Annotated in this window: 18 protein-coding genes; 8 read left to right on the top strand and 10 right to left on the bottom strand. The window is 65.9% G+C overall.

What is annotated here, in order from left to right:
- The first annotated feature begins 33 nt into the window (after window positions 1-33).
- Window positions 34-1,518, top strand: a complete 1,485-nt coding sequence (locus CVM50_RS16140; RefSeq protein WP_085888461.1) for an inorganic phosphate transporter — start codon at window positions 34-36, stop codon at window positions 1,516-1,518.
- A 93-nt stretch (window positions 1,519-1,611) separates the two neighbouring features.
- Here the strand turns inward: CVM50_RS16140 and CVM50_RS16135 are convergent, their stop codons facing one another.
- Complete coding sequence (locus CVM50_RS16135; RefSeq protein WP_085888460.1) at window positions 1,612-2,241, bottom strand: J domain-containing protein; 630 nt, start codon at window positions 2,239-2,241, stop codon at window positions 1,612-1,614.
- Window positions 2,242-2,336: 95 nt separating this feature from the next.
- Between CVM50_RS16135 and CVM50_RS16130 the strand changes: the two genes are divergently transcribed.
- Window positions 2,337-2,591: a BolA family protein gene (locus CVM50_RS16130; RefSeq protein ID WP_085888459.1), complete on the top strand. Its 255-nt coding sequence runs from the start codon at window positions 2,337-2,339 to the stop codon at window positions 2,589-2,591.
- Between the two features lie 345 nt (window positions 2,592-2,936).
- Here CVM50_RS16130 and CVM50_RS16125 read toward each other — a convergent pair whose 3' ends face one another.
- From CVM50_RS16125 to pepN, 5 genes are all read right to left on the bottom strand, one after another.
- Window positions 2,937-3,434 carry a hypothetical protein gene (locus CVM50_RS16125; RefSeq protein ID WP_143515611.1) on the bottom strand — a complete coding sequence of 166 codons (498 nt, stop codon included), beginning with the start codon at window positions 3,432-3,434 and terminating at the stop codon, window positions 2,937-2,939.
- Window positions 3,431-3,895 carry a thioesterase family protein gene (locus CVM50_RS16120; protein ID WP_085888457.1) on the bottom strand — a complete coding sequence of 155 codons (465 nt, stop codon included), beginning with the start codon at window positions 3,893-3,895 and terminating at the stop codon, window positions 3,431-3,433. Before CVM50_RS16120 ends, CVM50_RS16125 begins: the two co-directional genes overlap by 4 nt.
- Before the next feature lie 196 nt (window positions 3,896-4,091).
- Window positions 4,092-5,606 carry an Asp-tRNA(Asn)/Glu-tRNA(Gln) amidotransferase subunit GatB gene (gatB, locus tag CVM50_RS16115; protein ID WP_085888456.1) on the bottom strand — a complete coding sequence of 505 codons (1,515 nt, stop codon included), beginning with the start codon at window positions 5,604-5,606 and terminating at the stop codon, window positions 4,092-4,094.
- Between the two features lie 79 nt (window positions 5,607-5,685).
- Window positions 5,686-6,957, bottom strand: a complete 1,272-nt coding sequence (locus CVM50_RS16110) for a hypothetical protein (RefSeq protein WP_085888455.1) — start codon at window positions 6,955-6,957, stop codon at window positions 5,686-5,688.
- Between the two features lie 180 nt (window positions 6,958-7,137).
- Entirely contained in the window at window positions 7,138-9,702 is a 2,565-nt protein-coding gene (gene pepN, locus CVM50_RS16105; protein WP_085888454.1) for an aminopeptidase N, read from the bottom strand.
- Window positions 9,703-9,823: 121 nt separating this feature from the next.
- Between pepN and CVM50_RS21430 the strand changes: the two genes are divergently transcribed.
- Window positions 9,824-10,000 carry a hypothetical protein gene (locus tag CVM50_RS21430; protein ID WP_157792207.1) on the top strand — a complete coding sequence of 59 codons (177 nt, stop codon included), beginning with the start codon at window positions 9,824-9,826 and terminating at the stop codon, window positions 9,998-10,000.
- A 197-nt stretch (window positions 10,001-10,197) separates the two neighbouring features.
- Entirely contained in the window at window positions 10,198-10,977 is a 780-nt protein-coding gene (locus tag CVM50_RS16100; RefSeq protein ID WP_085888453.1) for a gamma-glutamyl-gamma-aminobutyrate hydrolase family protein, read from the top strand.
- A 78-nt stretch (window positions 10,978-11,055) separates the two neighbouring features.
- On the opposite strand, the gene CVM50_RS16095 is transcribed toward CVM50_RS16100, so the two are convergent.
- Complete coding sequence (locus tag CVM50_RS16095; RefSeq protein ID WP_085888452.1) at window positions 11,056-11,808, bottom strand: SDR family NAD(P)-dependent oxidoreductase; 753 nt, start codon at window positions 11,806-11,808, stop codon at window positions 11,056-11,058.
- Between the two features lie 359 nt (window positions 11,809-12,167).
- On the opposite strand from CVM50_RS16095, the gene CVM50_RS16090 reads away from it, so the two are divergent.
- From CVM50_RS16090 to CVM50_RS16080, 3 genes are all read left to right on the top strand, one after another.
- Window positions 12,168-13,742 carry a Re/Si-specific NAD(P)(+) transhydrogenase subunit alpha gene (locus CVM50_RS16090; RefSeq protein WP_085888451.1) on the top strand — a complete coding sequence of 525 codons (1,575 nt, stop codon included), beginning with the start codon at window positions 12,168-12,170 and terminating at the stop codon, window positions 13,740-13,742.
- A gap of 13 nt (window positions 13,743-13,755) precedes the next feature.
- On the top strand, window positions 13,756-15,177 hold the full coding sequence (locus tag CVM50_RS16085; RefSeq protein ID WP_085888450.1) for an NAD(P)(+) transhydrogenase (Re/Si-specific) subunit beta: 1,422 nt from the start codon (window positions 13,756-13,758) through the stop codon (window positions 15,175-15,177).
- A 341-nt stretch (window positions 15,178-15,518) separates the two neighbouring features.
- Window positions 15,519-15,938 (top strand): PaaI family thioesterase, encoded by a 420-nt coding sequence (locus CVM50_RS16080; protein WP_085888449.1) that lies wholly within the window; start codon window positions 15,519-15,521, stop codon window positions 15,936-15,938.
- Window positions 15,939-16,016: 78 nt separating this feature from the next.
- Here CVM50_RS16080 and CVM50_RS16075 read toward each other — a convergent pair whose 3' ends face one another.
- From CVM50_RS16075 to CVM50_RS16065, 3 genes are all read right to left on the bottom strand, one after another.
- Window positions 16,017-16,982 (bottom strand): ABC transporter permease, encoded by a 966-nt coding sequence (locus CVM50_RS16075; RefSeq protein WP_085888448.1) that lies wholly within the window; start codon window positions 16,980-16,982, stop codon window positions 16,017-16,019.
- Window positions 16,975-17,997 carry an ABC transporter permease gene (locus tag CVM50_RS16070; RefSeq protein WP_085888447.1) on the bottom strand — a complete coding sequence of 341 codons (1,023 nt, stop codon included), beginning with the start codon at window positions 17,995-17,997 and terminating at the stop codon, window positions 16,975-16,977. Before CVM50_RS16070 ends, CVM50_RS16075 begins: the two co-directional genes overlap by 8 nt.
- Window positions 17,998-18,158: 161 nt before the next feature.
- Window positions 18,159-19,865 (bottom strand): peptide ABC transporter substrate-binding protein, encoded by a 1,707-nt coding sequence (locus CVM50_RS16065; protein WP_085888446.1) that lies wholly within the window; start codon window positions 19,863-19,865, stop codon window positions 18,159-18,161.
- A 267-nt stretch (window positions 19,866-20,132) separates the two neighbouring features.
- On the opposite strand from CVM50_RS16065, the gene CVM50_RS16060 reads away from it, so the two are divergent.
- The gene (locus CVM50_RS16060) at window positions 20,133-21,968 is read left to right on the top strand and encodes an ABC transporter ATP-binding protein (protein ID WP_085888445.1); all 1,836 of its coding nucleotides are present in this window, start codon (window positions 20,133-20,135) and stop codon (window positions 21,966-21,968) included.
- Window positions 21,969-21,996: the final 28 nt, after the last annotated feature.

Genomic DNA, 21,996 nt, shown 5'->3' with positions numbered 1-21,996 from the left:
CCGCGGCCGGTGGTAACGAAAACGGAGGGACGCATGTCCGGTAACAGCAACCTCGATCCCAGTCACCTGGAGACGCTGGATCGCGACCTGGGGCGCCTGTCGACCCTGGAGCGCGCGACCTCGTCGGCCAGCCGTCCCTTGCTGGGGATGGGGGTGGCACTGATCTTCGTGGTCTTCGCGGCGATCCTCGCGGCCCTGATCTTCGGCCATGCGGACAACACGTTGATCGTGGTGATCGCCGCCGCCTTCGGCGCCTACATGGCGCTGAACATCGGGGCCAACGACGTGGCCAACAACATGGGGCCCGCCGTGGGCGCCAATGCCATGTCGATGGGGGCCGCCATCATCATCGCCGCCGTCTTTGAAAGCGCGGGCGCGCTGCTTGCGGGGGGCGACGTGGTGTCGACCATCGCCAAGGGGATCATCGCGCCCGAAAGCATGGGCACCTCGTCAAGCTTCATTGCCGCGATGATGGCCGCGCTGCTGGCCTCGGCCCTGTGGGTGAACCTGGCGACCTGGATCGGCGCGCCGGTCTCCACCACCCACTCGGTCGTGGGCGGTGTCATGGGCGCGGGCATTGCCGCGGCCGGCTTCGCCGCCGTCAGCTGGGGCCAGATGAGCGCCATCGCCGCCAGCTGGGTGATCTCGCCCCTGCTGGGCGGGCTGATTGCGGCGGGCGTGCTGTGGTTCATCAAGGCCAACATCATCTACCGCGACGACAAGATCGCCGCCGCCCGTCGCTGGGTGCCGGTGCTGGTGGGGATCATGGCCGGGGCCTTTGCCAGCTACCTGACGGTGAAGGGGCTGAAGAAGATCGTGTCGGTCGACTTGGGCGGCGCGCTGCTGATCGGGGTGGCGGTGGCCGTGGCGGTCTGGCTCTTGATGATCCCGGTGATCCGGCGCCAGTCGCGCAACCTGGAGAACCGCAACAAGTCGCTGAAGGTGCTCTTCGGCATCCCGCTGATCGCCTCTGCCGCACTGCTGTCCTTCGCCCATGGTGCCAATGACGTGGCCAATGCCGTGGGGCCGCTGGCCGCCATCGTGCAGGCGTCGTCCACCGGGGATTTCACCCAGGCGGTGTCCATCCCGCTGTGGGTCATGGTGATCGGGGCGCTTGGCATCTCCTTCGGGCTGTTCCTTTTCGGACCGAAGCTGATCCGCATGGTGGGCAACCAGATCACCAAGCTGAACCCGATGCGCGCCTACTGCGTGGCGCTGTCGGCGGCGATCACGGTGATCGTGGCCAGCTGGCTGGGCCTGCCGGTCAGCTCCACCCACATCGCCGTGGGCGGCGTCTTCGGCGTGGGCTTCTTCCGCGAATGGGACACCGCACGTCGCATGCGCCGCGCCCGCCAGCCGGTCGCGGGCCTGTCGGTGCCGCCAGAGGAACGCCGCCGCCGCAAGCTGGTGCGCCGGTCGCATTTCATGACCATCGTCGCGGCCTGGGTCATCACCGTGCCCGCCGCGGCGATCCTGTCGGCGGGGATCTTCCTGGTGATCCGCGGCATCACCGGCTGAGGCCGCTGCGCGACACGGCAAACGAAAGGGGCGGCGCCATCGGCACCGCCCCTTTTCCATTGTCTGCACTCCAGCGCCCGCAGGCGCCGCGCCTCACTTGAAGCTGCGGCTGTCCTTGATCTGATCCCAGGCCCAGACGACCTGTTGCAGCTGTTCTTCCTGGCTGCGGTCGCCGCCGTTCATGTCGGGGTGCAGCACCTTGATCAGCGCCTTGTAGGCCTTGCGCACCTCGGCCTTGGACCAGTGATCCTTGGCGTCCAGGATCTCGATCGCCTGGCGTTCCTTGGGGGGCAGGCGACGGGTATGGCCATTGTTGTTGCTGCGCCCGGGGTTCTGGGTGGCGTTCTGGCCCAGCACCTGGTGCGGGTCCTCGATGCCCAGACGGGCCCAGGCGCGGGCCTCGGGGTCGCCCAGGGGCTTCGTCTTGCGTTCCCAGACCTTGTCATCGGATTCCTGGGCGTTCATCTCGGCCTCGGTCTTGCCGTCGAAGAAGCTCCATTTCTGGTTGTATTCCCGGACATGGTCCTTGCAGAACCAGTAGTAATCGTCCAGCACATCGGGGGCCTTCGGCGCGCGGTACTTGCCGGGCTGATCGCAGCCGGGGTGCTCGCAGATACGCGTCGAGGTTTCGGAGGCCCCGGACATGCCGCGGCGACCGCGGTTCTGTTTCTTCTTGGCAGAAGAAACGGACATGTCGAAACCGAAGGGATCGTTCTTGGGCATGGGGGCGGGCCTCCTGGGTCGTGGGGGAGCTTTCCGAGTCAGGCGCTGCAGTTTAGACTTTTGACCGGTAAGTTGAAGAGGCTAGGAGAGAAAAAATGAAGCGACAGGCAGAGATCCGCGAGCGGCTCGAAGCGGCCTTCACCCCCGAGATGCTGGAGGTGATCGACGACAGTGAGAGCCACCGCGGCCACGCGGGCTACCCGGAGGGCGGGCAGAGCCACTTCATCGTGAAAATGAAGGCCGAAGGGCTGGCCGGCAAGAGCCGCGTCGCCCAGCACCGGGCCGTTTACGCGGCCCTGGGCGACCTGATGCCCCAGATCCACGCGCTGAACCTCGACCTCAGCGCCTGAGCGCAGGATTGCCGTGCGCGCTGCACCAGCGGCGCGCGGCGGCTTCTGCCGACGGAGCTTCTGCGACAGCGCCCAGGCGACACCGCCTTCGAGAGGCAAGATCAACGAGCGCGGAGGCCGTGGAGCGCTGCGGCCCTGTCGTCTCTTTGCCGAGAATATCCTGGGGGGAATTGAGCCCGTAGGGGGGCATGGGTGGCAGAGCCCTCTGCCACCGCCTGCATTCGCAGGAGCACTGACGAAAGCACTGATGCCTTTCGCCGCTGCTGCGGTCCGTGAAAGGGGGAGCCGCAAGCAAGGGGCAGGCTGGGCGCCCGTGCCCCTTCACCTGCTGTTTAGAACCGGCGATTAGTCCTGCGTGCGCGGATCGGCCACCGGCGCCTTGGGGGCGCGGCCTTCATCTTCGTCGGGCGTGGCGGTCAGGGGACGCGACGGGCGGCGCATTTCCTCGTGCTGGAACAGCGGCGCTTCGCCCTTGGCCACGACAGGTTCCTGCCGTTTGCCAGGCCGCGCCAGAACCCCATCCAGAAGACGCCCCACACCCGATCGCAGCCGGCCGCCAGGACCGGGACGCTCCGCGACCGGTTCACGCAGGGACAGCTCCTCGGTGCCCTCGGGGGCGGCCAGCCCGGCCTCGCGGCGGAAGACCAGCAGGTTGCGATAGGTGACCCGGCTGCGCCGCTCTTCCTGCGGCAGCATCTCGGCGCGGCAGTATTCCCAGCCCCGGGCGGCCATCTCGTTGATGACGGTCTCCACGGCCAGCGCGAATTGCGCTTCCGCGCCCTTCACGCCGCGCGCGCGGCGCCCCTTCACGGGGGCAGGTATCACCCGGTAGTTCCAGTTCATTTGCGCAATCCCATCGGTTTGCCGACCCAATCCGGCACCGGCTCCTTCTGGTGTTCCGCCAGGGCCGCGTCAAGCCTGGCCTTCACGGCCTCGGGGAAGGGAGCGACCTTCGGCCCGGATTGGTCGACGTGCAGGGTGATCCCTTCGCCGGTGGCGGCCACCCAGCCGTCCTCGTGGATCAGTTCCTGGATGTAGTGGAAGGATTTCGGCCCCACGTCCACCAGCCGCAGGCTGACCCGCAGCTTGGCATCCGCATGCACCTCTTGCAGGTAGCGTGTCTTGAACTCGGCCGCATAGGTCGTGCAGCCGGTCTCGGCCAGGTAGCTCTGCCCCATGCCCATCTCTTCCGTGAAGGGATCGCCGCCGACGTCGAAGAAGACACCGTAATAGGCCATGTTGAGATGGCCGTTGTAGTCGATCCACTCGGGTTTGATGGTCATCAGATCACTGAGATAGGGCATGGGGCCTCCGTTGTTGCGTTGCGGCGAAGGTAGCAGAGGCGCAGGGGAGGGCAAGCGGGTCGGGCTCATGGGGACCGCAGGCGCAGGGAGGATATGGGGCCCGCGCAGCCGGACCGCTCGGGAGGCCAAACGCGAAAAGGGCGGGGTCAGACCCCGCCCTTCCGCTTTATCAATTCTGTCGCGGCGGGCCTTGGCCTTACAGCCCCAGCTTGGCCGAGACGATGTCGTTCACGGCCTTGGGGTTGGCCTTGCCGCCCGTGGCCTTCATCACCTGGCCGACGAACCAGCCCGCCAGCTTGGGGTTCTGCTGGGCCTTCTCGACCTGCTGCGGGTTGGCGGCGATCACCTCGTCGACCGCCGTTTCGATGGCGCCGGTGTCGGTGACCTGCTTCAGCCCCTTGTCCTCGACGATCTGCGCCGGGCTGCCGCCCTCGGTGAAGGTGATCTCGAAGACATCCTTGGCGATCTTGCCCGAGATGTCGCCCTTCTTGATCAGGGTGATGATCTCGGCCAGCTGGTTGGGCGAGACGGGGCTGTCGCCGATGCCGAGGTCGTCCTTCTTCAGACGCCCGAAAAGCTCGTTGATGACCCAGTTCGCCGCCAGCTTGCCGTCGTCGCATTTCGCCACGACGTCCTCGAAGAAGGTTGCGTTGATGACCTCGGCGGTCAGGACGGAGGCGTCGTATTCCGACAGGCCGAAGTCCTTGACGAAGCGGGCCTTCTTCTCATCCGGCAGCTCGGGCAGGGAGGCGGCGATATCGTCCACCCAGTCCTGTTCGATCTCCAGCGGCAGCAGGTCGGGATCGGGGAAGTAGCGGTAATCATGCGCCTCTTCCTTCGAACGCATCGACCGCGTCTCGCCCTTGTCGGGATCGTAGAGGCGGGTTTCCTGCACCACTTCGCCGCCCGATTCCAGAATCTGGATCTGGCGCCGCGCCTCGAAGTCGATCGCCTGCTGGATGAACCGCATGGAGTTCATGTTCTTCAGCTCGCAGCGGGTGCCGAGGTGGCTGAAGTCCTGGGTTTCCATGTACTTCTCGTACTGGCCGGGACGGCAGACCGAGACGTTGACGTCGGCCCGCATGTTGCCGTTCTGCATGTTGCCATCGCAGGTGCCCAGATAGCGCAGGATCTGGCGCAGCTTGGTGACATAGGCGGCGGCCTCTTCCGGGCCGCGGATGTCGGGGCGGCTGACGATCTCCATCAGGGCGACGCCCGTGCGGTTCAGGTCGACGAAGGACATGTTCGGGTCCATGTCGTGGATCGACTTGCCGGCGTCCTGTTCTAGGTGGATCCGCTCGACCCGCACCAGGCGCGCGACGCCCGGGCCCATGTCCACCAGGATTTCACCCTCGCCCACGATGGGGTGGTAGAGCTGGGAAATCTGGTAGCCCTGCGGCAGGTCGGGATAGAAGTAGTTCTTGCGGTCGAAGGCCGAGCGCAGGTTGATTTCGGCCTTCAGGCCCAGCCCGGTGCGGACCGCCTGTTCGACGCAGAATTCGTTGATGACGGGCAGCATGCCGGGCATGGCGGCGTCGACGAAGGCGACGTTGGAATTGGGCTCGGCTCCGAACTGGGTGGAGCCGCCCGAGAACAGCTTGGCCTTGGAGGACACCTGGGCATGGACTTCCATCCCGATGACCAGTTCCCAATCATGTTTCGCGCCCGCGATGACTTTGGGCTTCGGGGTCTCGTAGGTGAGGTCCAGCATGCTCCGTCCTTTCCGGGATTGGCTCGGATCGGGTTCTAGGACAGGGCGGGAAGGGGAGCAAGAGGCGTCGGCGGTCTGCCTAGTGATGACGCGCCCCCGAGCGGCGCGCCTTGACGATGGCGGCGATCTGGGCGGCATCGGCGGCGAGGTCGGCCGGCGACATCGGTTGCTCGGGCAGGGCGAGGGCCGGTCGGGCGCCGCGCAACCACAGCTCGGGCCGGATCTCGGTCATGTGGTGCTCGATGATCGCGTCGGCGGCGCTGTAGAGAACGGTGCGGCTGCTGCGCGCGGCCTCGCTGAGGCCGGCAGGCGCGCGGCCCGGGGCCATGGCCAGGGCGCAGAAGCCGGCCAGAAGGTTCGCCACCTCCTGTTTCTCCACGCGGTCGAGGATGTCGAAAAGGCCCCGGCGCAGGCGGGTGGCGTCGCAGGCCGCCGCCGCTTCGGCATCGGTGGACAGGGCGTCGAGCCAGATCCAGGCATAGGCGCCGTCGCCCCAGATGTCGGCCAAGCGGTCGGCGGTGGCACTGGCGGCGGCGTCGATGGCGGCGGCATCGGTGCCATACCAGTCGGGCGTCAGGTGGAGGCCGAAGGCGCGCAGCGGCCCGGGGTTGGCCGGGTCCAGATCGATCAGGTCCTCGAAGTCGTCGCGCACCCGGGCGCGGGCCTCCACGTCCCCGGCCAGCAGGCCGATCCGCGCCTCGGCCAGCATCGGGCTGTCTTCCTCGATCGGGCTGTAGCCGTCGAGCAGCCGGGTGGCGCGGGCCATATGCGCCTCGAAGGAGATCGAGGGGCGGGCGGGGCGCGACACGGGCGGCAGGTCCCCATGATAGAGCCAGGCCAGGTCCATGTGCAGGCGGGCGACGGTTGCGGCCAGCGGCCAGTCGCCGGCGGAGGCCAGGTCGTCGAGATCCGCGAGCGAGGCATCGCAGGGCTGGACGCCCCGCTGGATCGCCTTGCGCGCGGCGCTGACCATGTCGGAACGTGCCCCGGCGGCCAGCACATCGGACATGCGCACTCCCGCGGGGGAGGTTTCGCGCAGGCGGTCGGTTTCGCGGATCATCCGCGACAGCAGGTCCCAGCGGTCCTGGCGGGCCAGGGTGCGTCCCTTGTCGAAATAGGCGCGGAAGGTGGATTGCTCTCGCGTCGCGTGACGGATGGGCAGCAGCCGACGCACCTCGGTCGAGGCAGGGGCCTCGGCTCGGGCCTCGGCGGCGCTGCGGATGCGGATCTGGCGGCCCCCCTCCGGCGTCACGCCTTCCGACATCAACGCGCCCTGCGGCATCGCTTCGGGCGACGGGGTTTCACCGCCGAAAAGGCTGCGAAGGCTGGAAAGATCTGGCAGGCCGCGCATGGGTATCTCCGCTGTGGTCGTCCCGACGTTTTGTCGGGGCATTTGGGCTGAAACGTGGCGCCCAGGCGGAGATATGGCGTTAAACCGTCGCCAGATCGTTAACATTCGAGAGGAAGAGTGGAGGCTTGTTTCCCGGCGCTGGCGCGCGCCGGGAGGTTTTCCTTTGCGATCAGGGGTATATCAGTCACCCAGGATGCGGCTGACCATTTCCGAGGTGTCGCGGGAAAGATCCTGCTGCGCGCCGATCCGCTCCAGCTGGGTCTTCATCATGGCCTGCCGGTCGGCGTCGAAACGGCGCCAGGTCTGGAAGGCGGCGCACATGCGCGCGGTGGTCTGCGGGTTCAGCGGATCGAGCTTCAGCAGCCAGTCGGCCAGCAGCTCGTAGCCCGCGCCGGAGGCATGGTGGAAGCCCGCGGGGCTCATCGACAGGGCGCCGAAGACCGCGCGGAAGCGGTTGGGGTTCTTCATGTCGAAATCGGGGTGCTCGACCAGGGCGGCGGCGGTCGCGGCCGTCTCCGCCGGCTTGGCATAGGCCACCTGAAGCGAGAACCACTTGTCGATCACCAGCCGGTCGGCCTGCCAATGGTCATAGAAGGCGGCCAGTTCGCCCTTGGCCGCGTCGATGGAGAGCAGGCAGGACAGCGCGGCCAGCTGCTGGGTCATGTTGTCGGCCGAGGCATATTGCGCCCGGGCCTTTTCGCCGCCGTCGAGGCGGGTCAGCAGCGACAGCGCGGCATTGGCCAGCGCGCGGGAGGCGGCGGGGCCGGCGTCGGGCTGATAGGTTCCTGGCACCTGATGGGCATGGAAGAGCTTCTCCAGCAGATCGGGCATCCAGCGGGCCATGGCATCGCGCATCTCTTCGCGCTTTTCCCAGATACGCTGCGGGTCGGGCGTCATGCTGCTCTCATGCAGGGTCTGGGCCAGGTCGTCCTCGGACGGCAGGGCCATGGCCAGCGCCCGGAAGGCCGGGTCCAGGGTTTCGTCCGACAAGAGCGTGTGCAGGGCCCCCAGGTAGGCCTCATCCGGGGCGGCGCCACCTGCGATCATCCGCATCAGGGCCTGTTTCGCCAGGCCACGGCCCGCTTCCCAGCGATTGTAGGGATCGGTGTCATGGGCCATCAGGAAGGCGCGTTCGGCGTTGTCGGTCTCGCGCTGCAGGATCACCGGGGCGGAGAAACCGCGCAGGATCGACGGCACGGGGCGGGCGCCCAGGCCGGTGAAGGCAAAGCTCTGCTCGGCCTCGGTCATCTCCAGCAGGGTCGTTTCCACCACCTCGTCGCCGTTCGGGCCGATCAGGCCGACCTCGATCGGCAGGACCTGTGGCTGCTTCTCGGGCTGGCCGGGGGTCGCGGGCGTTTCCTGGCGGAAATGCAGGGTGAAAGTGCCATCCTCCCAGGTCTCGGTGACATGCAGGCGCGGGGTGCCGGCCTGGGAATACCAGCGCTTGAACTGGCTCAGGTCGCGGCCCGTGGCCTCCTCGAAGACGGCCAGCCAATCCTCGATGGTGCAGGCCTGGCCGTCGTGGCGGGCGAAATAGAGGTCGAGCGCCTTGTAATACTCGTCGTCGCCAACCAGCCGCTTCAGCATGCCGATCACCTCGGCGCCCTTTTCGTAGACGGTGGCAGTGTAGAAGTTGTTGATCTCCTGGAAACTCTCGGGGCGGACGGGATGCGCCAGGGGGCCGTTGTCCTCGCGGAACTGGCGCGCGCGCAGGTCGATCACGTCGCCGATCCGCTTCACCGGCTCGCTGCGCATGTCAGCGGTGAACTGGGCGTCGCGGAAGACGGTCAGCCCTTCCTTCAGGCACAGCTGGAACCAGTCGCGGCAGGTGATGCGGTTGCCGGTCCAGTTGTGGAAATACTCATGCGCGATGATCGCCTCGATCCGCTCGAAATTGGCATCGGTCGAGGTTTCGGGGCTGGCCAGCACGCAGGAGGAGTTGAAGATGTTCAGCCCCTTGTTTTCCATTGCCCCCATGTTGAAATCGTCCACGGCGACGATGTTGAAGATGTCGAGGTCGTATTCCCGGCCATAGACCTCCTCATCCCATTTCATCGACTTCTTCAGCGCCTCCATGCCGAAGGCGCATTTGTCCTCATCCCCGGGGCGGACCCAGATGTTCAGCTCGACCTGCTTGCCGGAGCGGGTGGTGAAGCTGTCGGGGTGGTTGACCAGATCGCCCGCGACCAGGGCGAAGAGATAGGCGGGCTTGGGCCAGGGGTCATGCCATTCGGCGAAGCCCGCGCCGCTGTCCACCGGGTTGCCGTTGGCCAGCTTCACCTTTTCGTCGCCCTCGATGCGGACGGTGAAGGTGGACATGACGTCGGGCCGGTCGGGGTAATAGGTGATCTTCCGAAAACCCTCGGCCTCGCACTGGGTGCAATACATGCCGTTCGACATATACAGGCCTTCCAGGGCGAAGTTCTGCGCCGGGGCGATCTCCACCTCTGCTTCCCAGGTGAAGGGCGCGTCGGGGACGTCGCAGGTCAGGCCCCGGGGCGTGACCTCGGGCGAGACGGGGGCGCCGTCGATCTTCGCCTCGATCAGCTTGAGCTGTTCGCCGTGCAGGAAGAACCGATCCTGGCGGCCCTCGGGATTGGGCGCAAAGCGGATGCGTGAGGTGACGCGGGTCGCGTCGGGGGAGAGGCGGAAGGTCAGGTGCACCTCCTCCACCGTCCAGCCGAAGGGAGCGTAATCGGCCAGGTAGACGGTGTCGTGGGAGGTTGTGGCGGCGGCGTCCTTCATCGGGGGTCCTTTCGCATCTGTCTGGGGCCGATGTTGCGCCGCAGCGCGGGGATTGCAAGGGGCGGGGCGGGAACAAGGCTTGGGGGCTTTGCGTTGACCCGGGAGCAATCTGGAGGAGTAGATGAGCCCACCTGACACCAACGTCGAGACCGAAAGCCGTAAGCACAAGGTGCCGATCTGGGGAATTCTGCTGGCCGTGATCTTCGGGCTGTTGATGATCCTGGCGATCGTCACAACGGCCTTTGAACGTTCGGACGAGGAGGCCGCGGGCGAAGCCGCGGTGGAAGGCCAGCCCTGAGCCGCCCTTGCCCTGCGCGGCGCAGGGACAACGCCCAAGCTAGACAGGCCCGCCGGGGAGGATACCCGCGGCGGGCTTTCTGCATTTCTGCCGGCTTCCGAAGCAATCACAGGTGGCGGTGCGCCCCTGCACATCGATTTCCGTTTAATTCATGCCTCTGAGGGACTAGATTGCGGAGCATAGCAAGGGGCCCGGACATGACACGACCGTTGATCGGCATCATCACCAACCTGCACGTCATCGACGGCAGCTATCGCACCCATGCGGGAGGCGTGATGAATTGCGAAGCGGTGGCCGAGGTCTGCAAGGCGCAGCCGGCGCTGATCCCCGCCGATCCCCGCTATGTTTCGGTCGACGAACTACTGGAAACCTATGACGGCTTCGTCCTGACCGGCGGGCGTCCCAACGTGCACCCCAATGAATACGGCGAAGAGGAAACCGAGGCCCACGGGGCCTTCGACCGAGCGCGGGATTCCATCACCCTGCCGCTTGTGCGGGCCTGCGTCGAGCGCGGCCAGCCCTTCCTCGGCATCTGCCGCGGGTTCCAGGAGGTGGCGGTGGCCATGGGGTCGACCCTGCACCCGGAGATCCGCGACCTGCCTGGCCGGATGAACCACCGGATGCCCCCTGACGGCACGCTGGAGGAGAAATTCGCCCTGCGCCACAAGGTGACCTTTACCGAGGGCGGCGCTTTCCACCGGATCATGGGTGCGCAGGAGGTGATGACCAACACCCTGCATGGGCAGGGGGTGGTGACGCCCGGCAAACGCTTCGTCATCGACGGCCACGCCCCTGACGGCACGCCGGAGGCGGCCTATGTCGACGGCGCCTCGGGCTATACCCTGGCCGTGCAGTGGCACCCGGAATACAACGCCGCCAACGACCCCGTGTCGCGCCCGCTGTTCGATGGGCTGGGCGAGGCGGCGCGGGCCTGGGCGCACGGCCGTCAGGCCTGGCCGGTGCTGCGCAGCGCCTGAGCTGCTCTCGCGGCACTGGATGCGAAAAAGGGCTCCGACCGGAGCCCTTTTGTCGTTTCGAAGGTCGGAAACGCCCGGTCAGACCTGACCGCCGGCCAGGGGCACCTCGGTGCCGTTGACGCTTTCACACAGCGGGTTGCACAGCCACAGGGCGGCGGCGGCCACTTCCTCGGGCGCGATCAGCCGCTTGTGGCGGTTCAGATTCACCATCATGTCGCGCGCCTCCGCCTCGCTGACGCCCGCGCGGGCCGAGATCGCATCGGTGTTGCGGCTGACGATGGGCGTGTCCACGTAGCCGGGGCAGATCGAGTTGAAGGTGTAGGGCTGGCCCAGGAAATCCTCGGCGAAGCTGCGCATCATGCCGATCACCCCGTGCTTGGAGGCCGCATAGGCGCCAGCGCCGGCGGAACCGCGCAGACCCGCAATCGACGACACGGCGATCACCCGGCCCCAGTCTGTGGTCAGCATCGACTGCAGGCTTTCGCGCACGGTGTAGAAGCAGCCGTCCAGGTTGGTCGCCATGATCTTGCGCCAGAAGTCAGAGCTGGTCTTGTGCAGCTTGCGACCCTCGGCGATGCCGGCGTTTGCCACGCAGATCTGCACCGGGCCGCGCGCCTCCACCGCGGCGGCGGTGACATCGCGGATGGCGGCCTCATCCGTCACATCCATCACCGCCGGGTGCAGGCCGGGGCCCGCGACCTCCTGCAGCACCTCCATTCGGCGCCCGGTGATCGTCACCTGCGCGCCGTGGTCCGCCAGGGCGCGGGCGATGGCCAGACCGATGCCCGTGCCCCCGCCGGTGACGAGGGCGTGTTTGCCTTTCAGATCCATGTCTCTCCTCCCATTTGCGGAAAATTTTTCCGCATATCGAAAGAAAGCCTAGGATGAAGGCAAGGGGCGGATCAAGGGGCGCCGAAGTCGGCCATTCGTAAGGCGCCGGCCCATGACTGCCCTGCTGCGGCGGCGCCAGTGTCGTCAAACGGGCGCATTCGGTGTACCAAAGCTTGGATCACAAGGGTTCGGGCTGGAAATCACGACAGCGCGACATATGCTTGTGTTTGACAGGGCGCGGCATTCCGGGCAAACCCGGATCAGCCTGCGCGCAACAATGTTGCGCGTCCAAAGAGCGAGCGGGCCGGAAAATTCCGGAGCCTGCGACAATACGTTGGACCAGAAGGGGGACGACACAGGTGAAGATCGGAACGCCAAAGGAAGTGTTCGAGGGAGAGGCACGTGTCGCGATGACACCGGACTCGGCGCTGCAACTGCAGAAGCTGGGCCACGAGTGCCTGATCGAAAGCGGAGCCGGCACCCGAGCCGGCTTCCTGGATGCCGCCTATGAAGAGGCCGGGGTGACCGTCGTCGCCGATGCCGGTGCGCTCTACGCCCAGGCGGACGTGGTGGCCAAGGTGCGCCAACCCTCCGAGGAAGAAGTGAAGCTGCTGCGGGAAGGCCAGACCCTGATCTCCTTCCTGAACCCGGGCGGCAATGCCGAGCTGCTGGAAGACATCAAGGCGCAGGGCACCACCGCCATCGCCATGGAAATGGTGCCGCGTATTTCCCGCGCGCAGAAGATGGACGCGCTGTCGTCCATGGCCAATATCGCGGGCTACCGCGCCGTGATCGAGGCGGGCAATAACTTCGGCCGCTTCTTCACCGGCCAGATCACCGCGGCGGGCAAGGTGCCCCCGGCCAAGGTGCTGGTCATTGGGGCCGGTGTCGCGGGTCTTGCCGCCATCGGCACCTCCACCTCGCTGGGCGCCATCACCTATGCCTTCGACGTGCGCCCCGAAGTGGCCGAACAGGTCGAGAGCATGGGCGCCGAATTCGTCTACCTGGACTTCGAGGAAGAGCAGCAGGACGGCGCTGCCACCGGCGGCTATGCCTCCGTCTCCAGCCCCGAATTCCGCGAGGCGCAGCTGGCCAAGTTCCGCGAGATCGCGCCGGACATCGACATCGTCATCACCACGGCGCTGATCCCCAACCGCGAGGCACCCAAGCTGTGGCTTGAGGACATGATCAAGTCGATGAAGCCAGGATCGGTCATCGTCGACCTGGCCGCCGAAAAGGGCGGTAACGCAGAGGGCACGGTGGCCGACGAGAAGGTCGTGACCGACAACGGTGTCACGATCATCGGCTATACCGACTTCCCCTCGCGCATGGCGACGCAGAGCTCCTCGCTCTACGCCACCAACATCCGTCACCTGATGACGGACCTGACGCCCGAGAAGGACGGCGTGATCAATCACGACATGGAAGATGACGTGATCCGCTCGGCCACCGTCACCCATGATCACGAGATCACCTTCCCGCCGCCGCCGCTGAAGGTGCAGGCCATCGCCGCGCAGAAGCCGAAGCCCAAGGCGCCGGAACCGACCCCGGAAGAGAAGCGCGCGCAGGAAGTGGCCGCCTTCAAGAAACAGACCAAGACCCAGGTGACCCTGCTGGCCGTCATGGCTGTGCTGATCCTCGGCGTCGGCCTGATCGCCCCGTCGAGCTTCATGCAGCACTTCATCGTCTTCGTGCTGTCGGTCTTCGTCGGCTTCCAGGTGATCTGGGGCGTCGCGCATTCGCTGCACACGCCGCTGATGGCCGTGACCAACGCCATCTCCTCGATCATCATCCTGGGCGCGCTGATGCAGATCGGCTCCGGCTCCTGGTTGGTGATCCTGCTGGCCGCGCTGTCGGTCTTCATGGCCGGGATCAACATCTTCGGCGGTTTCCTCGTGACGCGGCGCATGCTCGCCATGTTCCAGAAATCCTAAGGAGAACAGAAACATGGACTTCGGATTTACGACGGCGGCCTACGTGGTCGCGGCTGTTCTCTTCATCCTGTCGCTGGGGGGCCTCTCGGGGCAGGAAAGCGCGAAACGCGCCGTGTGGTACGGCATCGCCGGCATGGCGCTGGCGGTTGTCGCCACGCTGATCGGCCCGGGTTCCGGCCTGTGGCTGCTCTCGGCGATCCTGATCGCCGGCGGCGGCATCATCGGCTGGTATGTGGCCAAGAAGGTCGAGATGACCGAGATGCCGCAGCTGGTGGCGGCGATGCACTCGCTCGTCGGCCTGGCGGCGGTCTTCGTCGGCTACAACGCCCATATCACCATGGCGCGGATCACCGGCGGCGCGGAGCCCTCGGGTGTCTTCGGCGACCTTGTGGCGCACAAGTCCCCGGTCGAACTGGGTATCCTGTCGGTCGAACTGTTCCTGGGCGTCTTCATCGGTGCCGTGACCTTCACCGGCTCGGTCATCGCCTACGGCAAGCTGGCCGGGAAGGTGTCGTCGAAGGCGGAGAAACTGCCGGGCGGCCACGCCCTGAACATAGCGGCTGCGGCGATCTCTGTGCTCTGCCTGGTGTGGTACATGTCGACCGGCGGGACCTTCCCGCTGATCCTGATGACCCTCGCCGCGCTCTTCATCGGCTATCACCTGATCATGGGCATCGGCGGCGCCGACATGCCCGTGGTGGTCTCGATGCTGAACAGCTACTCGGGCTGGGCGGCGGCGGCCATCGGCTTCTCGCTGTCGAACGACCTGCTGATCGTGGTGGGTGCGCTCGTCGGCTCCTCCGGTGCGATCCTCAGCTACATCATGTGCAAGGCGATGAACCGTTCGTTCATCTCGGTGATCCTGGGCGGCTTCGGCGGCACCGCGGGCCCGGCGATGGAGGTCGAGGGCGAGCAGAAGCCGATCGACGTGGACGGCGTGGCCCAGGCCCTGGACGAGGCCGACAGCATCATCATCGTGCCGGGCTACGGCATGGCGGTGGCGCAGGCACAGCAAAACGTGGCCGAACTGACCCGCAAGCTGCGCGCCAAGGGCAAGGAGGTGCGTTTCGCCATCCACCCCGTGGCAGGCCGTCTGCCGGGGCACATGAACGTGCTGCTGGCCGAGGCCAAGGTGCCCTACGACATCGTGCTGGAGATGGACGAGATCAACGACGACTTCCCCGACACGGATGTGGTCATCGTCATCGGCTCGAACGACATCGTGAACCCGGCCGCGCAGGAAGATCCCAACAGCCCGATCGCCGGCATGCCGGTGCTGGAAGTGTGGAAGGCGAAGCAGGTCTTCGTGTCGAAACGTGGCCAGGGCACGGGCTACTCGGGGATCGAGAACCCGCTGTTCTACAAGGACAACACCCGCATGTACTATGGCGATGCGAAGTCCTCGATCGGTGACCTTCTGGCGAAGATCGACTGATCTGCCAGGCAGAGACAAAGCGAAAGGGCGGCGCGGTGGCGTCGCCCTTTTTCGTTCGGGCAATGGGGGAGGGGGCTCTGCCCCCTCTTGAGCCTGCGGCTCTTCCGGGGCTCCGCCCCTTCGCCGCTGAAATCGTCCACTGGACGATTTTCGGCACGCGGCTCAGCCCCCGGAGTATTTTTGACAAAGTGAAGACAGGGGCGAGGGACCCGGTTCCCGACCTGCCCTGAGGGTGTGGAGCGGCGCGCGCTTTCAGGCAGGCGGTGCGACGCAGCGTCGGGCTGGACCGGAGGCGCGGGGCGGGCAGACTGGGCGGCGAGCAGAGATCGGGAGGATTGGAAATGGATCTGATACCCTTTGGCCAGGAGATCCTGGACGCGCAGCCCTTTTCGAAGGAGGTGGGCATCGAGATCGCGCGGTTCGAGATGGGGTTTTGCGAGCTGACCCTGGAGATCGAGGAGCGCCACAAGCAGCACAACGGTTTCGTCCATGGGGGCGTGACATCGACCCTGGCGGACCTGGCGCTGACGTTCGCGGGTGGCTCGGTCCTGCAAGACGTGCTGACGCTGGAATGGAAGATCAACTTCCTGCGTCCGGGCGTGGGGGAGCGGCTGGTGGCGCGAGGGCAGGTGATGTCCCATGGGTCGACGCAGGCCGTGTGCCGCTGTGACATCTTCGCGGTCACCGATGGCGCGGAGAAGATCGTGGCGGCGGCCCAGGGCACCATCGCCAAGCGGCCGACCAAGATGAAGGGCAGCTAGGCGCGTCATCGCCCTACCGGAACGAGAAACGCCCGGGCCTTGCGGTCCGGGCGTTTGCTCTTGTCGACAGCGGAGGCCTCAGCGGCCGCGAATGCGCGGGTCCAGCGCGTCGCGCAGACCGTCGCCCAGGTAGTTCACCGACAGCACCGTCAGCGAGATGGCGATCCCGGGCATGACCACCCGTTCGGGGTTCTGCTGCATGTAGTCCACCGCGTCGAACAGCAGCCGTCCCCAGGTGGGGAAGTCCGGCGGGAAGCCGAGGCCGAGGAAGGACAGCGCCGACTCGGTGATGATCGCATTGGCGATGCCCAGCGTGGCCGAGACGACGATGGGGGAGATCACGTTGGGCAGGATGTGCCGCATGATCATCATCGCGTTGGTGGTGCCGATGGATTGCGCGGCCAGCACGAACTCGCGTTCCTTCAGGGCGAGGACGTCGCCGCGCACAATCCGCGCCGTGGGCATCCAGGAGGTCACGCCGATGGCCGAGACCATCAGGATGAAGATCCCCGTCTCGATACCGAAGGCGGCGGCCAGCGGTTCGCGGAAGAGCAGAACCATGACCAGCAGCAGCGGCAGCAAGGGCAGGGCCAGGAAGAGGTCCGTCAGCCGCATCAGGATGTTGTCCAGCCGGCGGAAGTAGCCCGCCAGCACCCCGATCAGCGTGCCCAGTACCAGCGCCAGGAGCATCGCGGTGATGCCCACCGAAAGCGACACGCGGCCGCCCTCGATCATCCGGGCCAGCATGTCGCGGCCCAGCTGGTCGGTGCCGAAGGGATGCGCCCAGGTGGGCCCGACGTTGCGGGCGCGGAAGTCGATGGCGGCGGGGTCCAGTGGCCAGAGCCAGGGGCCGAAGACCACGCCCAACAGAATCACCAGGAAGACGATGCCACCGGCCATGGCGCCCTTGTGGTGCCGGAACTGGGTCCAGACCTCGTACCACTGGCTGCGCGGCGGGGTGGTGGGCATCGGCCCGGCAAGGACGCCGCCGGCTTCGGTGGCGCCTCCGGTTGCGGGGACGGTTTCGTCGATGGGGTCAGTCATAGCGGATCCGCGGGTCGAGGATGCCGTAAAGGACATCGGCGATGAGATTGAAGAGCACGATCAGGACGGCAAAGATGAAGGTCAGCGTCTGCACCATGGGCAGGTCATTGGCCTCGATCGCGCCGATCAGCAGGTGGCCCAGGCCGTTCACCTTGAACACCTGCTCGGTGATGATGGCGCCGCCGAAGACCTGCGGCACGCCAAGCGCGATGACGGTCACGACGGGGATCAGCGAGTTGCGCAGCACGTGCACCAAGACCACGACCCGTTCGCCGGCGCCCTTGGCCCGGGCGGTGCGCACGTAGTCCTGGTTCAGGTTGTCCAGCATCGAGGCCCGCATGAAGCGCGAGATCTGTGCCGCGTTGTAAAGCGCCAGCACCATCACCGGCAGGAACATCTGCCGCACCTGGAAGCCGAAGGCGGACCAGCTGTCGACCACATGGGTCGTGTCGTAGATCGAGGGGAACCAGAAGAAGCTTTCGCGCGGCATGTTGACCGAGAAGATCACGATCAGCAGCACCCCGGTGAAGAAGGTGGGCACGGAATAGCCCACCATCGAGATGAACGTCCCGGCCTGGTCGAAGACTGAGTACTGGCGATAGGCCGAATAGATCCCGATGGGCAGGGCGATCAGGATGCCGACGGCATAGGAGGTGCCGACGACCCAGAGCGTCTGCGGCAGGCGCTGCACCACGATGTCCATCACCGGCGAGCGGGTCTGCCAGGAGATGACGCGCAGCTTGCCCTCGGACAGGGAGGTGCCGAAGACATGGTCGATCAGGACCTGGGGTTCGATCCAGAAGAACTGGACCAGCCACTTCCAGAACTGGATGTGGATCGGCTCGCCAAGGCCCAGGGCCTCGCGCATGCGCTGCTTGACCTCCGGGGGGACCGTCAACGGCACGTTGGCCATCGGGTCGCCCGGGGCGAGTTGCAGCAGGCCGAAGATGACCACGGCACTGGCCAGCAGGGTCGGCACGGCGATCAGGAGCCGCCTTAGAGTGAAATTCAGCATGAAGGGTCCCGGCGTCTGTGGCGCTGATCCGGTCCTTGTCCCGGCCTTGGCCCCATGCTCGGGCTCTCCCGGCCCGGGGGTCCTTGGCTGGCGCTGTCAGACGAGATCAGGCGGGAGGGTCGGAGACCCGGGCCCGCAGGCCCGGATCTCCGGGGAAGGATTTATTCCTCGATGCGGTACCAGTCGGCCACGTTCCACAGCTCGGAGTCCCAGGTGTTCAGGACCACGCCACCGAGCGTGTTGGAGTGGGCAGAGACACGGCCACGGTCGACGAGCGGAACGATGGTGTAGCTTTCCTTGGTCAGCATCTCGTTCAGCTTGATCGCGATCTCGCCGCGCTTCTCCAGATCGCCGGTCTTCGCCAGCTCGTCGAGCAGGGCATCGTATTCCGGATCGCAGTAGCGGTTGATGTTCTCACCCTGCCACTGGTTGTCGGGCTGGGGCTCGTTGTCGCAACGGTACTGGGCCAGGTAGGCCTGCGGATCGGTACCGTCGAAGTTGTTGGCGTACATCTCGGTGTCCGCATAGAACTTCTGGAAGGTGTCGGGCGAACCCGCGTCCCCACCGAAGAAGACCGAACCGGAGACGTTGCGCAGCTCGACGGAGACACCGATCATTTCCCACCAGGCCTTGATGGCGTCCTGGAAGTTCTGACGCACGGCGTTGGTCGAGGTCTGGAAGAGGATCTCCATCTCGACGCCATCCTTGTCGCGGATGCCGTTGCCGTTGGTGTCGACCCAGCCGGCTTCGTCCAGCAGCGCCTTGGCGCCTTCCAGGTCCTGCGTCAGGCAGTCGGTGTTGGGCGAGGCGTAAAGTTCGGGCGCGGGGACCAGGTTACAGGTCGCGCGGCCGGCTTCGCCGTAGCCGATTTCCACCAGGATCTCGCGGTCGATGGCCATCGACAGCGCCTTGCGCACGCGCACGTCGCTGAGGAAGGGATGCGGCGCCTCACGGGTGGCGCGCACGTCGGCCGGCAGGTCGGAGGAGGGATCTGTGAGGTTCATCTCGATCCGTTCCACCAGGGTGCCGAAGCCCACGACGGTCTTGCCCTGGCCGCCCTCTTCCATCTCCGCGATGACCTCGGGGGCCAGCTGCAGGTTCCAGGCGTAGTCGAATTCACCGGTTTCCAGCACGGCACGGCCGGCGGAGGCTGCGTCGCCGCCGCCCTTGAAGGTCACGGTGGCGAAGGCGGGCTTGTCCGGATCACGATAGTTCGGGTTGGCCGACATGGAGATCACGTCGTTCGGCTTGAACTCGTCCACCACGAAGGGGCCGGTGCCGATCGGGTTGAAGTTGGCCTCGGTGCAGGTCGATGCCGCTTCGCCAAGGCAGTTCTCGAACTGGGCTTTCTGGAGGATCGGCGACTGGTTGCCCATGAAGGGCAGGTAGGGGTTGGGCTGCGGTGTCTTGAAGGTGACCACCACGGTCAGGTCATCGGGGGTCTCGATCGACTCCACGCTGTCGAACTTGGCGCCCTGGGCACAGCCGAACCCTTCGGCGGTGCAGTAGTCATAGGTGAAGGCGACGTCCGCCGAGGTGAAGGGCGTGCCGTCCGACCATTTTAGGCCGTCTTTCAGCTTCCAGGTGATCACGGTCAGGTCTTCGGACACGCCGCCATTGTCGACGGTCGGGATCTCGGTTGCCAGGAAGGGCACCATGTTGCCGTCCTGGTCGAACCGGCCCAGCGGTTCCAGGATCATCGAGGCGGATTCGATATCCTTGGTGCCGCCCGACATGTAGGGGTTCAGCACCGAGGGGGCCTGCCAGTAGATGATGTTGACGTGGCCATCGGAGCCGCGCTCGGCGAAGGCCGCGGGCGCAATGGCGGACAGGGCCGCTGCGCCGAGCAGGACAGATCTCAGACTCATAGGTATCTCCCAGTTGAGTGCCGGGCCTCTGCGGCCCGATCGTTGACCCGGGTGATATTGAGAACGCCCGGCGCGCCTTTCGGCAGCCGGACGTCAGGTCCCACCCGTGGATACCTTATCGAAAATCGGATTCGATCAAATTGCAACCCTTCGCAGAGCGTCATCCGGGCCGAGCGCGGGTGACCTGAGGGGAATGTACGGAGCCGTTTGACAATGGCGTGACCGCCTCTGTAGCGTTCGGGCAACTCTTTCCGAACAGGTCTCCATATGCTCGACGCTCCCGGCTCCGCCAACCCTATCGCCCGCATTGAAAACCTGCGTGTTTCCTTCGAGACCAAGGACGGCCCGGTGGTTGGCGTGAAGGACGTTTCCTTCCAGATCAACCCCGGCGAGACGGTCTGCATCGTGGGCGAATCCGGGTCGGGGAAGTCGGTTTCCTCGCTCTCGCTGATGCGGTTGATCGAATATGGCGGCGGGACCATCGCCGGCGGGCGCCTAATTTTTGACCGAAAGGACGGAAAGGAGTTGGATCTGGCCTCGGCGGACCAGTCGTTGATGCGCACCATTCGCGGCAACGAGATCGGGATGATCTTCCAGGAGCCGATGACGGCGCTGAACCCGGTCTTCACCGTGGGCCGGCAGCTGGCCGAGGGACTGATGCTGCACAAGGGCATGAAGAAGGGCGAGGCCATGAAGAAGGCCGTCGATCTTCTGCGCGAGGTGCGAATCCCCGAGCCCGAGCGTCGCATCAAGCAGTACCCCCACGAGCTGTCGGGCGGCATGCGTCAGCGGGTCGTCATCGCCATGGCCCTGGCCTGCGAGCCGCGCCTGCTGATCGCGGACGAACCCACGACCGCGCTGGACGTGACCATCCAGGCCGAGATTCTGGCCCTGATGGACCGGCTGAAGCGGGAAACCGGCACCGCCGTGATGTTCATCACCCACGACATGGCCGTGGTGGCCCAGATGGCCGACCGCGTCGTCGTGATGTTCCGCGGCAACAAGGTGGAGGAGGGCCCGGTGGAGGAGATCTTCGCCGCGCCCAAGCATGACTACACCAAGGCCCTGCTGGCGGCCGTGCCCAAGCTGGGCGAGATGACCGGCAAGCCGCTGCCGGAACCGATGAAGCTGTTCGGTGTCGAAGGCCAGAAGATCGAGCCTATCCCTGGCAAGGACGAGGTGCTGCTGTCAGTGAAGAACCTGACCACGCGGTTCCCGGTGAAGGGTGGCGTGCTGCGCAAGACCGTGGCGAACGTGCATGCGGTCGAGGATGTCAGCTTCGACATCAACCGCGGCCAGACCCTCAGCCTGGTCGGGGAATCGGGCTGCGGCAAGTCGACCACGGGCCGGTCGGTCCTGCGTTTGGTCGAGCCGCTGTCGGGGGAGATCAACCTGGACGGCAAGGACATCATGGCGCTGAACGACCGCGACCTGCGCAAGGCGCGTCTGGACATGCAGATGATCTTCCAGGATCCCTTCGCCTCGCTGAACCCTCAGATGCAGCTGTCCGATCAGGTGGCGGAGCCGATGAAGAACTTCGGCACGCTGAAGGGCAAGGAGATGCAGGAGCGGGTCGAGATGCTGTTCGACCGTGTCGAACTGCCACGCAACTTCATGCGCCGCTATCCGCATGAGCTGTCGGGTGGGCAACGCCAGCGGGTCGCCATCGCGCGGGCGCTGGCGCTGAATCCCAAGCTGATCGTCGCCGACGAGGCGGTCTCGGCGCTGGACGTGTCGGTGCAGGCGCAGGTGGTGAACCTGATGATGGAATTGCAGGCGGAACTGGGCCTGTCCTTCCTCTTCATCTCCCACGACATGGCCGTGGTCGAACGGGTCAGCCACCGGGTCGGCGTGATGTACCTGGGCCGCATCGTCGAGATCGGCAGCCGTCAGGCCGTCTTCGAGAACCCTCAGCACCCCTATACCAAAGCGCTGATGAAGGCCGTGCCGATTGCCGATCCGACCAAGCGCAAGTCGGAGCGCGAACTGAACTTCAAGCCGATCCCCTCGCCGATCCATGATCTGGACTATCAGGCCGAACCCTCGGTCTACGAGAAGGTGGGCGAAGACCACTTCATCCTGACCACCGACAGCGGGTACTGATATGCCCGCCGATCCGGTGACGATGCGC

Source organism: Pseudooceanicola marinus (assembly GCF_002786295.1).
GTDB classification, from domain to species: domain Bacteria; phylum Pseudomonadota; class Alphaproteobacteria; order Rhodobacterales; family Rhodobacteraceae; genus Pseudooceanicola; species Pseudooceanicola marinus.
Note: the sequence above shows the minus strand (reverse complement) of the source record. Positions and strands in the feature narration are given on the sequence as shown.